General features: G+C 63.8%; 10 protein-coding genes. 6 read left to right on the top strand and 4 right to left on the bottom strand.

The features are described from left to right. Position 1 precedes the first annotated feature (1 nt). Genes HK439_RS13360 through HK439_RS13370 form a run of 3 tightly spaced genes read left to right on the top strand, consistent with a single transcriptional unit; the run spans position 2 to position 5,844 of the window. Positions 2-925 (top strand): DUF58 domain-containing protein, encoded by a 924-nt coding sequence (locus HK439_RS13360; protein WP_190291999.1) that lies wholly within the window; start codon positions 2-4, stop codon positions 923-925. Between the two features lies 1 nt (position 926). Then, complete coding sequence (locus HK439_RS13365; RefSeq protein WP_190292000.1) at positions 927-3,755, top strand: DUF4159 domain-containing protein; 2,829 nt, start codon at positions 927-929, stop codon at positions 3,753-3,755. 13 nt (positions 3,756-3,768) lie between these two features. After that, positions 3,769-5,844: a hypothetical protein gene (locus tag HK439_RS13370; protein WP_190292001.1), complete on the top strand. Its 2,076-nt coding sequence runs from the start codon at positions 3,769-3,771 to the stop codon at positions 5,842-5,844. Here HK439_RS13370 and HK439_RS13375 read toward each other — a convergent pair. Next, positions 5,841-6,338: a GNAT family N-acetyltransferase gene (locus HK439_RS13375; protein WP_190292002.1), complete on the bottom strand. Its 498-nt coding sequence runs from the start codon at positions 6,336-6,338 to the stop codon at positions 5,841-5,843. The two genes, HK439_RS13370 and HK439_RS13375, sit on opposite strands and share 4 nt — an antisense overlap. A 377-nt stretch (positions 6,339-6,715) precedes the next feature. On the opposite strand from HK439_RS13375, the gene HK439_RS13380 reads away from it, so the two are divergent. Continuing rightward, positions 6,716-7,687 (top strand): glutathione S-transferase family protein, encoded by a 972-nt coding sequence (locus HK439_RS13380; RefSeq protein ID WP_190292003.1) that lies wholly within the window; start codon positions 6,716-6,718, stop codon positions 7,685-7,687. 30 nt (positions 7,688-7,717) lie between these two features. Here HK439_RS13380 and HK439_RS13385 read toward each other — a convergent pair whose 3' ends face one another. After that, positions 7,718-8,215: an NUDIX domain-containing protein gene (locus tag HK439_RS13385; RefSeq protein ID WP_190292004.1), complete on the bottom strand. Its 498-nt coding sequence runs from the start codon at positions 8,213-8,215 to the stop codon at positions 7,718-7,720. Between the two features lie 445 nt (positions 8,216-8,660). Between HK439_RS13385 and HK439_RS13390 the strand changes: the two genes are divergently transcribed. Then, a complete protein-coding gene (locus HK439_RS13390; protein ID WP_190292005.1) occupies positions 8,661-9,584 on the top strand; it encodes a metallophosphoesterase family protein in 924 nt (307 codons plus the stop codon). Positions 9,585-9,596: 12 nt separating this feature from the next. Here the strand turns inward: HK439_RS13390 and HK439_RS13395 are convergent, their stop codons facing one another. Beyond that, positions 9,597-10,178: a hypothetical protein gene (locus HK439_RS13395; RefSeq protein WP_190292006.1), complete on the bottom strand. Its 582-nt coding sequence runs from the start codon at positions 10,176-10,178 to the stop codon at positions 9,597-9,599. A gap of 233 nt (positions 10,179-10,411) precedes the next feature. On the opposite strand from HK439_RS13395, the gene mtnA reads away from it, so the two are divergent. Then, positions 10,412-11,518, top strand: a complete 1,107-nt coding sequence (mtnA, locus tag HK439_RS13400) for an S-methyl-5-thioribose-1-phosphate isomerase (protein ID WP_190292007.1) — start codon at positions 10,412-10,414, stop codon at positions 11,516-11,518. Here mtnA and HK439_RS13405 read toward each other — a convergent pair. Next, positions 11,515-12,135 (bottom strand): GNAT family N-acetyltransferase, encoded by a 621-nt coding sequence (locus HK439_RS13405; RefSeq protein ID WP_190292008.1) that lies wholly within the window; start codon positions 12,133-12,135, stop codon positions 11,515-11,517. The genes mtnA and HK439_RS13405 overlap by 4 nt on opposite strands. Positions 12,136-12,372: the final 237 nt, after the last annotated feature.

Consider the following 12,372-nt stretch of genomic DNA (forward strand, 5'->3'; position numbering starts at 1 on the left):
CATGGCCTTGCAGAAAAGCGACAGCCGGATCGATCCGGCCACATGGCCGAACGTCATCGGCGAAGCGCGCACGGTCGCGGAGGCCCTGCCGGATCTCCTGGTCGAGGCCAGTCACGTCGCCAGCTCCGTCATTGCAGGGTGGCACGGCCGCCGGCGGGCCGGGCCCGGCGAAAGCTTCTGGCAATTCCGGCCGTTCAACATGGGCGAGCCGGCGAAGCGGATCGACTGGCGCCGGTCCGCGCGCGACGATCATCTTTATGTGCGCGAACGCGAATGGGAAGCGGCCCACACCGTGTGGCTCTGGGCCGACCTGTCGCCATCCATGCTGTTTCAGTCGAAACTGGCGAAGGTGTCCAAGCGCGACCGGGCCATCGTGCTCATGCTCGCCCTCGCCGACATGCTTGCCGAGACCGGCGAACGGGTCGGTCTGCCCGGGATCACCCGGCCTTTCTCCGACCGCAGGGCGGCAGAACGGGTTGCCGATGCCCTGACCCATCTGGCCAAACCGGCCGCCTTTCCCGATACGACCCCGGTCAAGCGGTTTTCCGATGTTGTGCTGATCGCCGACCTGCTCGACCCGATCGAGGAGATTGCGGCATGGATCGCACGCGTCGCCGGAACCGGGGCGCGCGGACATCTGGTGCAGGTGCTTGATCCGATCGAGGAAACATTTCCGTTCGAAGGGCGGATCGAGTTTCATGACCTGGAACGCGGCCTCTGGCTGACGACCGGGCGGGCGGAAAACTGGCGCCGCGCCTACCGCGACCGCGTGGAAGCCCACCGGGCCGAAATCCGCGACATGGCCCGGCGCGCGGGCTGGACCTATGTCCTGCACCATACGGACCGGCCGCCGGCGGAACCGCTCCTGGTTCTGCACAGTTCGCTGTCCGGCGGCAACGAAACACTGAACCAGGGGACTTACTAGCATGTTTGCCGGCCTTCCCCTTGCATTTGCGGCCCCCTGGGCGCTTGCGGCCCTGGTCCTTCTGCCGGTCATCTGGTGGCTGTTGCGCCTCATGCCACCAAGACCCCGGGAAGTCTCCTTTCCGCCGACCCGGCTTCTGCTCGATATCGAAGAGCATGAGGAAACGCCGCAACGCAGCCCGTGGTGGCTGACCCTGCTGAGGCTCACCCTGGCAGCCTGTCTGATCATTGCCCTGGCAGGACCGGTCTGGCGCCCGGCCGAAGATGTCGACAGCGGCGACGGCGTTTTATGGCTCCTCCTCGACAACGGCTGGACCTCCGCCAAGAGCTGGGACGAGCAGGTCACGGCCGCCGAGCAATTGCTGAATACCCTGGAAAACAAGAGCCAGCCGGTCCTGTTCGCCGCGACCGCGGACGGCCCGGCACAACCGCTTGAACCCGCGACGGCCGCCGCGGCCCTTGAACGTTTGCGCGCGCTTCAGCCCCGCGCCTGGGCGCCGAACAGAAGCGAACTGATCGCCGGCCTTAGAAAGGCCGCCCAAGCCACGCCTCCCGGCGCCGTCATCTGGCTGACCGACGGCACGCAACAGAACGCCCCCTCCCGCTTCCAGACGGACCTCGCCTCCATCGTCGGCGACGCGCCGATCACGGTTTTCGAAGGCCTGCGCACACCGAAGGGCCTGAAGGCGCTGTCCAACGACACCGATGCCCTGTCGATGACCGTCGTCCGTCATCCGGATGATCCGGAAGCGACGGTCGCCTTGCGCGCGCTTGACCTGAAAGGCCTGACCCTGGGCCAGACCCAGGCGGTGTTCGAAGGCTCGGCCACCGAAACCGAAGCGCGCTTCGAGCTACCGAGCGAATTGCGCAATGACATCGCCCGGGTCGAAATCGTCGGCGAAAACGCGGCCGGCGCGGTGCAGCTGGTCGACGACAGCTGGCGCCGCAGGACGGTCGGCCTAGTTTCCGGGCAATCCGCCGATCTCGCCCAGCCGCTCCTGTCGCCGCTCTACTACCTGCAGCGGGCGCTGAGCCCGTTTTCCGATATCCGCGTCCCGCGTGAGGCGGATCTTGCGGTTTCCATTCCGGCTCTGCTGGATCAGGGCATTTCCGTGCTCATCCTCGCCGATGTCGGCCGCCTGCCCGACAACCTCGTCCGGGATCTCGGCGACTGGGTTTCCGGCGGCGGCATCCTGGTCCGCTTCGCAGGACCGCGCATGGCCGGCGGCACCGACGACCTGATCCCGGTCCCCTTGCGCAAGGGCGACCGGTCCCTGGGCGGAAGCCTGTCCTGGAAACAGCCGCAACGGCTTGCGGACTTCACCGCCGATTCGCCGTTTGCCGGATTGAAAGTCCCCGCCGAAGTCACCGTCAGCCGGCAGGTCCTGGCCGAACCCACGTCCGAACTGCCCGACCGCACCTGGTCGACCCTGGAAGACGGAACGCCCCTGGTTACGGCTGCGCCGAGGGGACGCGGCACCATCGTCCTGTTTCATGTCACCGGAGATTCCTCCTGGTCCAACCTGCCGCTGTCCGGCGTATTCGTGGACATGCTGCGCCGGATCCTGGCGGTTTCGAACGTCGCGCCGCAAGGCTCGCCGACCGGCGACGCCGGCGCTGGCGTGCAAAGCGTCCTGCCGCCGCTGCGCCTGCTCGACGGCTTCGGACGGTTTTCCGCCCCGCCGCCGGAAGTAACCCCGGTCACCATGTCCGATTTCCGCGATGCCCATGCAAGCCGCCACATCCCGCCCGGCCTTTACGGCAGCGAGGACGGCTTCAGGGCGCTGAACCTGCTCGGTCCCGATGACACGCTCTCCCCGCTGGATACCGAACAGCTTGGCGGGAACGCCACCGTCATGGCCTATCCCTCGTCGGACCCGGTCGACCTGCGCGCCACCTTCTTCAGCCTGACCTTCCTGCTCCTGCTGGCGGATGCGCTGATCGTCATCCTGCTGGCCGGCGGCCTCAGTCGGTTGCACCTGCGCCGGTCCGCCGCCTCGGCCGCGGCAGCGGCGATACTGGCGTTCGGCGTACTTGGGGCCGGGATACCGAAGGCCCATGCCCAGACGAACTCCGATGACGTCCGCGCCCTGGAGGCCACACTCAAGACGCGGCTCGCCTATGTTATCACGGGCAATCCCCAGATCGACAACACAAGCGCTGCCGGCCTGTACGGCCTGACCCAGTTCCTGACCGAGCGGACGGCCCTTGAACCCGGAGCGCCGGTCGGCGTGGACATCGACCGCGACGAGCTGGCGTTTTATTCCCTGCTCTACTGGCCGATCGATCCGTCTGCGCAAAAGCCGAGCGACCGCACCATGGCGCGCATCGACACCTTCATGCGCAATGGCGGGACGATCCTGTTCGATACGCGCGATCAGCTCACCGCATCGGCGAACAGTTTCGCCAACACGCCGGAAACTGCGAAACTGAGGGAAATCCTCAGCGGCCTCGACATCCCGCCCCTGGAGCCGGTGCCGCCGGACCACGTACTGACAAAGGCGTTCTACCTCCTGGAAACCTTCCCCGGACGCTACGCCACCGGACAGTTGTGGGTTGAAAGCCTGGACGAAACCCCCGCGGCCAGCGGCGAACGGCCCGTGCGGGCCGGAGACGGCGTGTCGCCGATCCTGATCTCCGGCAACGACTTCGCCGGCGCCTGGGCGATCGACGACACGGGCAATTTCCTGTTTCCCACGGTCCCGGACGACCCGTTGCAGCGCGACTATGCGTTCCGGTCCGGGGTGAACATCGTCATGTACAGCCTGACCGGCAACTACAAGGCCGATCAGGTTCATATTCCGGCCCTTCTGGAACGGCTCGGACAATGAGGAGACGCCATTCATGATCTGGTCCCTCTCCTTCGATCCCCTCATTCCGGTGTGGATGCTTGCAGCCGCGGTCCTGCTGGTCGCCGTTCTGGCGACAATCACCGGGCTGATGCGCCTGAGAGGCTGGTTCCTGCGCGTCGCGACAATGGCCCTCGTCGCCCTGGCGCTCGCCAACCCGGCCATCGAGCGGGAAAACCGTCAACCGCTTTCCAGCGTCGTCGCGCTGGTCGTCGACAAGAGCCAGAGCCAGTTGCTCGCCGACCGGCCGGAGGAAACGGAAACGGCAGCCGCCGAGCTCCAGAAACGGCTGGAGGCCCTGCCCGGTTTCGAGGTCCGGCGCATCGAGGCGAAAAACGCAGGCAACGGCGACGGAACCGCCCTGTTCCAGGCGCTTGCCGACGGCCTGTCCGACGTGCCGCCGGACCGCGTCGGCGGTGCGATCCTCGTCACCGACGGCCAGGTGCATGATGTGCCGGCCAACCCGGGCAGCCTGGGTTTCAATGCGCCGATCCACGGACTGATCACCGGAAAGCCGGATGAACGCGACCGGCGCCTGATCCTGCACAAGGCGCCGCGGTTCGGGCTGGTCGGTTCGGAACAGATCATCTCCGTCCGCGTCGTCGACCACGGACGGGATACGCAGTCGACCGGACGCGTGCGCCTGATCGTCCGCAGGGACGGCAAACTGATCAGCGAGCGCAACGCATCGCTCGGCGAAACCATCGACATTCCGGTCGAGATCGCCCATGGCGGCGACAATATCTTCGAATTCGAGGCGGAAGCGCTGGACGGCGAGCTGACGACGCTCAACAACAAGGCGGTGGTCACCGTCGACGGCATCCGGGAAAACCTGCGCGTTCTGCTGGTGTCCGGCTCGCCCCATGCAGGCGAGCGAACCTGGCGCAATCTTCTGAAATCGGACGCCTCGGTCGATCTGGTGCATTTCACCATCCTGCGCCCCCCGGAGAAGCAGGACGGCACGCCGATCAACCAGCTGTCGCTGATCGCCTTTCCCACTCGCGAGCTGTTCTCCGTCAAGATCGACCAGTTCGACCTGATCATCTTCGACCGCTACGTGCGCCGCGGCGTGTTGCCGATGCTCTATTTCGACAACATCGCCCGTTACGTGCGCGGCGGCGGCGCGGTGCTTCTCGCCGGCGGTCCGGACTATGCGGAGGCCGGCAGCCTGTACCGCACGCCGCTCGCCCCGATCCTGCCGGCGCGCCCGACAGGCGAGATCCTGGAAGAGCCTTATCATGCGGCGGTCGCGGATCTGGGCGCCCGTCATCCGGTCACCCGCGGACTTCCCGGCGCGACTGCCAATCCGCCCAACTGGAGCCGTTGGTTCCGCCTGGTCGACACCGAGGTGGATTCGGGCCAGACGCTCATGACCGGCCCCGGCGACAAACCGCTGCTTGTGCTCAACCGCGAGGGCGAGGGACGTGTCGCCATGCTCCTGTCCGACCATGTCTGGCTCTGGGCGCGCGGCTATGAGGGCGGCGGTCCGCATGTGCCGCTGCTGCGCCGCCTGGCCCACTGGCTGATGAAGGAACCGGATCTGGAAGAAGAGGCCTTGCGGGTTTCCATGCGCGGGCCTGAGCTGATCGTCGAGCGTCAGTCCCTTGGAGAAACCATCGACGAGGTCACCGTCCAGTCTCCGTCGGGCAAGGAAACGTCGGTCGCCATGACGGAAAGCGATCCCGGCCTGTGGCGCGGCACCATGACGACAACGGAGACCGGCCTGTTCACCGTGACCGAGGGTGACAAGACGGCCCTGGTTCATGCCGGACCGCAAAATCCGAAGGAATATACCGACGTGCTGTCGACGACGTCCGTGCTCGAGCCCACCAGCCTGGTGACCGGCGGCGTCACCCGGCGCCTGTCCGATCTCGGCGGCGGCGTGGACGTTCCGCGCATCGTGCCGCTTCGTCAGGCGGCCTCCTACGCGGGAACCGGCTGGATCGGCCTGAAGACGACAAACGCCAGCGTGCTGAACGGGATCGACCGCTATCCGCTGTTCCTCGGCCTCATCGGGCTGGCGGTCCTGCTCGGCGCCCTGTCGCTGACCTGGTACCGGGAAGGCCGCTAGGCTCTGCCGCCGCGAACCTGCCCGCTCGGCGGCTCGCTGCCGTTGAGCGGCGCAACCAGGACCCGCGCCGGATCGACCGGACCGGGCAACGTGATGGAGCCGAAGGCGACCTGCTTGAACCCCAGGGGGCCGTAGTAAGGCGCATCCCCGACCAGCAGGATTGCCGTTTCGCCCGCGGCCGTCGATGCATCGATCGCGGTCCGCAGGAGCAGTTTTCCAAGCCCCCGGTTCTTGAATTCCGGTGCCACGGTCAAGGGGCCGAGCAGCAGGGCCGGCGTGGTGCCGATCGTGATCGGGGTGAGCCGCACGGATCCGGCCAGCGTAGGGCCGGACAGGCCGACGAAACTCAAGGAAGGCAGATGCGGAACGCCTTCGCGGATCCGGAAAGCCGTACGCGCAAACCGTCCCGGACCGAATGCTGCGGCCTGAAGGGCGTCAATCTCGGCCGTATCGGCGGCTTCCTCGAGACGAATGAACCAATTTTCGGATTTCATGGGGCAATTCCTGGCAAGCAAACTGGGATTCGCGCCTGCCTCCATGCCCTGTCTTGATATCGACGTAAGGGGAAACCGGTCAGCCGCGACGGAACAGACGAGAAATGTCTCGTCGGCTGCTTCGTCGTCGCAATGTGGAACCGGTCATCATCGGCTTTACGTCACTCTCTGTCGGCGGTCTTTGCCAAAAGTGGATCGCCGATAGCACGTAAAACGGCAACCGGTCCAGCGGATTTTTTCGCAGGCAACCGAAAAGACAGGATTCCGGCCCTTCCGGTGCCGACTGTCCACGCGTGATAAACACACCATTCAAGTCGTTGATTTTTTAAGCTGTCACGCCACATCGGTAAGAAATGACGCAACAAACGAGGTGAATTATGGGCCTGCTGGTCGACGGTGTCTGGAAGAACGAGGGATACGATACGAAGTCCAGCGGCGGGCGGTTCGTGCGCAAGGAGTCCGCTTTCCGGAACTGGATCACCGCCGATGGCAGCGCGGGCCCGAGCGGAACCGGCAGGTTCAAGGCGGAAGCCGGCCGCTATCACCTGTTCGTCTCGCTTGCCTGCCCCTGGGCTCACCGCACCCTGATCTTCCGCAGGCTGAAAGGCCTGGAGGATCTGATACCGGTCACGGCCGTCGAACCCCTGATGCTGGAAAACGGCTGGACCTTCGGCACACCGGATCCGGTCACCGGCTCCAACTATGCCTGGCAGGTCTATGTGAAAGCCGATCCCCATTACAACGGCCGGGCCACCGTTCCCATTCTCTGGGACAAAAAAACAGGCACCATCGTCAATAACGAATCCGCCGAAATCATTCGCATGTTCAACAGCGCCTTCGACCGACTGACCGGGTCACGGGCGGACTATTATCCGGCAGACCTTCGGGGCGACATCGATCGCATCAACGACCGCGTCTACACCGGCGTGAACAACGGCGTCTACAGGGCCGGCTTCGCCACCACCCAACAGGCCTACGAGGAAGCCGTCGCAGAGGTTTTCGAAACGCTGGATTGGCTGGACGACCGCCTCGGCACCCGCCGGTATCTCGCCGGAGACCGCCTGACGGAGGCCGACTGGCGGCTGTTCACCACCCTCATCCGGTTCGATGCCGTCTATGTCGGGCACTTCAAGTGCAATCTCCGCCGCATCGCTGACTACCCGAACCTGTCCAACTATCTCCGGGACCTCTACCAGACGCCGGGCATCGCCGGCACGGTCGATATGACGACCATCAAGCAGCACTATTACGGCTCGCACGGGTCGATCAATCCGAACGGAATCGTGCCCGCAGGGCCTGTCCTTGATTTCGATGCGCCTCACAACCGGGACCGGCTCGAAGCGGCCTGAACTCTGGGACGGACCGGGTTTGGCCCGACCCTACCAGTATCCGCCGCCGGTCGGGTCCCGGTCCCGGGAACCGAGGCAGAACTCGGCAATCCGGTCCGCGGTCGCCCGCGTCGCATCCTGGGGCAGATCGCCGGGATTGAAGAACCGGGCCTCCAGGATTTCCGCGTTCGGTTGCAGGAATGTCTCCTGGGCTTCCCACCCGGCCACCTCGAAAAGGCCGATATGATCGCGGCCGAAGCTTTCCCGGTTGAGATAAACCCCCAGAAGGCGCAGGTCCTCCGTCGCTGAAATCCCCGCCTCTTCCCGAAGTTCGCGCATGGCCGCCTCGGCCATGGCTTCGCCGCCGTTTACGCCGCCGCCGGGCAGATACCAGCCCCGTATATAGCTGTGGCGCACGAGGAGCACATGATCGTCCGCATTTCGCACGATGATCCGCACTCCGAGGGAAAACGGGTTCCGCAACAGGGACTGGCCGTAAATCAGCCGTTTGGTCAGGGGATTGGGCAACAGAGAAAACAATTTCAACATGGATACGTGCTCAAAAAGAAACGGCAACTCCAAAGTATACGGACGCTTAACCTATGCAACCAATGCAGGGCAGCCACGCTAATTATTGCACTACACAACGGGCAGAAGGCTGACTATTTGAGCAGCAGATTGATTACGAAACAGGCAAAAGTCACAAAACTGCGGCATGTCCCCATCGACAAACCGGCCGCATAACACCAGAGAACAGACCATGCTGAGCACATTCTTTTCCCGTCGCCGCCGCCCGCGGTCCTTCCACTGGAAGCCGTCCGTCGATCTCACCAATCCGCGGATTGCTGCGATCCTGATGACCTTCCCGAGCAACTGACGCTTCGGGTTACCGGTGCCCCGTAAACAGGGAACCGGTTTCAAAAAAGCATCCTCTTCAAAACGGCGCCGCGTTTTTCCTTGACGCGGCGCCGTTTGCTTTGATGATGCCGGCACAATGCTGAAACTCGCACACCTGTCCGATCCTCACCTGGGGCCCCTTCCCGATCCGAAGCTGATCCAGCTCTTCTCCAAACGGATTCTCGGCTATCTGAACTGGCGCACCCACCGCGCCAAGTCGATGGGCGGAAGCGCCCTCGACCAGCTCATTGCCGACCTGAAGGCGCATCAGCCCGACCACATCGCGGTCACTGGCGATTTGGTCAACATCGCCCTGCCGCTCGAAATCATCGGCGCACGTCAGTGGCTTGATGAAATCGGCCCGCCGAACCGGGTTTCCGTAGTTCCGGGCAATCACGATGCCTACGTCCCGGGCGCCCTGAAGAAGGCCGTGGAAGCCTGGCGGCCCTATATGACGGCCGATGCCGGCACCGGTTCGGAAGATCCGAAGGAGACCACCTTTCCCTATGTGCGCCGGCGCGGAGATGTTGCCATCATCGGCGTCTCGACCGCCCGCGCGACGGGGCCGTGGTTCGCCACGGGCCGCGTCGGCAGCACTCAGGCACGCGAACTGCGCCGGATCCTGACCGAACTCGGCGAGCAAGGCCTGTTCCGGGTCGTCCTCATCCATCATCCGCCGTTCAAAAAAGCGACCCACTGGCACAAACGGCTCTCGGATGCGTCCCGCGTCCGTGCCGTTTTGAAATGGGCCGGTGCGGAACTGGTCCTGCACGGCCATACCCATGTCGACAGCAGGGCCGAAATCGAAGGCCCGGCAGGACCGATCCCGGTCATCGGGGTCCCCTCGGCAACGAATGCGCCGGGCGGCAAGAAGCCGGCGGCCCGCTACAACCTGTTTGCAATTTCCCGAAAGGGAAACGGCTGGTCCTGCGATTTTACCGAACGCGGGTTCAGCGAAGCAGGCGAGCCGATAGGGGAATTGTTCAGGACCGAGTTGAAGGTCCCGGGGCAGAACGCTTAGAGCGAACCGCCGTTAAAGCGGATTGGCGAACCAGGCATAGGTCACCAGCCCGGCGGCACCGGCCGCGAGCCCGACGACAAAGGCTCCGAATGCGGCGGCCCAGGAAATCCGGGACTTCGGCCCTTCGGACCCGGCCGCCTCGACGGCGACCTGGCGAAGCCGGTTGTTCAGCCAGTCGCCTTCCAGCGCCTTTTCCCGCTCCAGGATCCGCTCCGCGATATATTCCGTCAGGCAGTCGGCCATATCGTCTATTTCGGCCGTTTCCAGAATGACGACACGGCCAAGCCGCGTATCCTTCACGAACCGGTAGGTTCGCCTGTCGCCTGCGATGACCACGTGACCGGTGACGTCGATCCAGAACCGCGGCGTGGATCCGGCCACAATCTGCAGGGTGAACTGGTCGTCGTCTTCGGGAATTTCCTTGAAGACGTCCTTCATTTCGTCAGCCAGCATTTCCAGCCGGGCGCGTTCGGTATCCTGCAACTCGACGACGACATCGGAGCGCTCGACTTCCCCAAGCTGAACCTTGCGGATGGCATCGCGCAACGACCTGACCCGCGTATGCGGAACCACGTTATCCTGCATTTCAGACATGGCTATCCGGCTCCATCCTCTACTCGCTTCCCTCACCCGATCAGTCTTAACCAATTCTTACTGCGGTAAAACAGACACAAGACCGGCTATCACCGTCTTCCACCGGCATTGCAATAATAATGGTTAACAACAATTAAGCTATTTTGATCAAATTTGCCAGATCGCAGATGCTGGCGAACGATCCGGTGATACGGTATGCAAACTAGAGCACAGTTTCACCGGAGGCCGACGCAATGAAAGTAAACGGGGAAAAATACCGGACCATCTGGGTCGCCGAAGACGGCGAAAACGTCGAGATCATCGACCAGACCAAGTTCCCTTACGTCTTCGAGACGACCTTGCTGCGGACGATGGAAGATGCCGCGCATGCCATCCGGGTGATGCAGGTGCGCGGCGCACCGCTGATCGGCGCGACGGCGGCCTACGGGGTTGCCCTGGCGATGCGCGAGAACCCGTCGGACGACGCTCTCGATGCGGCCTGCCTGGCTCTGCTGCAGACCCGGCCGACGGCGGTCAATCTCCGCTGGGCCCTGGATCTCGCCCGCAGGACGCTCATCCAGATCCCGCCGGAAAGCCGCAAGGAAACCGCCTATAAACTCGCCTCGGATGTCTGCGACGAGGACATCGCGATCAACATGGCGATCGGCATGCACGGCATGGATCTGATCACCGAAATCGCAAAGACGAAGGCGCCCGGCGAACCGGTCAATATCCTGACCCATTGCAACGCCGGCTGGCTTGCCACGGTCGACTGGGGCACGGCGACGGCACCGATCTACATGTCCCATGATTCCGGCATTCCGGTTCATGTCTGGGTGGACGAAACCCGCCCGCGCAACCAGGGCGCCTTTCTGACGGCCTGGGAACTGGGTCACCACGGCGTGCCGCACACGGTCATCGTCGACAATGCCGGCGGCCATCTGATGCAGCACGGCCAGGTCGACATGGTCATCGTCGGCACGGACCGCACCACCGCGTCCGGCGATGTCTGCAACAAGATCGGCACCTACCTGAAGGCGCTGGCCGCCAAGGACAACGGCGTTCCCTTCTATGTGGCCCTGCCCTCGCCGACCATCGATTTCACCCTGTCCGACGGCGTCCGCGAAATTCCGATCGAGGAGCGCTCGGCGGCCGAGGTCAACCGGATGACCGGCCGGTCGGAAAGCGGCGCGATCGAGACCATCGAAATTGTCGCGGAAGGATCGGACGTGGCCAACCCGGCCTTCGACGTCACACCGGCGCGCCTCGTCACCGGACTGATCACGGAACGTGGTGTTCTGGAGGCCAGCCGGCAGGCGATTGCAACCGCCTTTCCCGAGCGCGTCAGACCTGCGGCTTAGGTCCGGTCGGCCAGGAACGGCACGTGCGGGCCCTTGTCCTTGCCCAGGAGCCCGCTCGATCGCGGGTCGTCGGTCACTTCCAGAGCACGCTTGTAGGGTTTGAAACCGCAGGAACGGTAAAAGCCGATCGCTTGCGGACTGTCGCCGGTACAGGTGTGCACCCAAAAGCGTTTCGTCTGCGCCCGCGCCCAGACCATCGCGGCGGCCTGCTGCATCAGCCAGCGGCCGAGCCCGGTCCCGACGGCCGAGGGCACGAGACCGAAATAGGCAAGTTCCGGATTTTCCGGATCCGAATAATCGATTTCCAGAAGCCCCATTGCGCGCCCGTTCATCACAGGCGTGAAGACCTCAAGGCCGGGTGCCGTCAGCACGGCTTCCAGGCTGTCGTCATCGAGCACGAGCCTGCCGAACCAGAGCCAATCCTCGCCGATTTCGCGGAACAGTTTTTTATACTCCGTAACATCGGGCGCAACCCACCGCTCCAGTGACACATCCTCCCGCTCCCTGGCGAGGGGCGTTTCGGGCGGAGCCGTCATCTCAAGATAGGTCACGACAACGGCAATCTTGTCGTCGGGAAGGTCTGTGTAGCCGTTCAGGTCGAGCGAAGCGGATGACATGAGTACTCCTGTTTTCCCAGCCGGTTACCAGCCCGGAAACCACGGTTCAACCGGTCAGAACAAATTGCTGCCCAAAAAGCAAAAATTAAGCGTAAGCGCGAAGCCGACCCCATCTAGCGCGGCATGAGGTTATGGGCGAGAGGTTGTGACACTGAAGGAGCGGAGGAGCTTACGGTGTCAGTTTCTATGTCTGCGCCTATGACTGATGATAGAAGTTTCCATGTTCTTGAAGCGGTT

It is taken from the genome of Roseibium aggregatum (assembly GCF_014692675.1).
GTDB classification, from domain to species: Bacteria; Pseudomonadota; Alphaproteobacteria; order Rhizobiales; family Stappiaceae; genus Roseibium; species Roseibium aggregatum_C.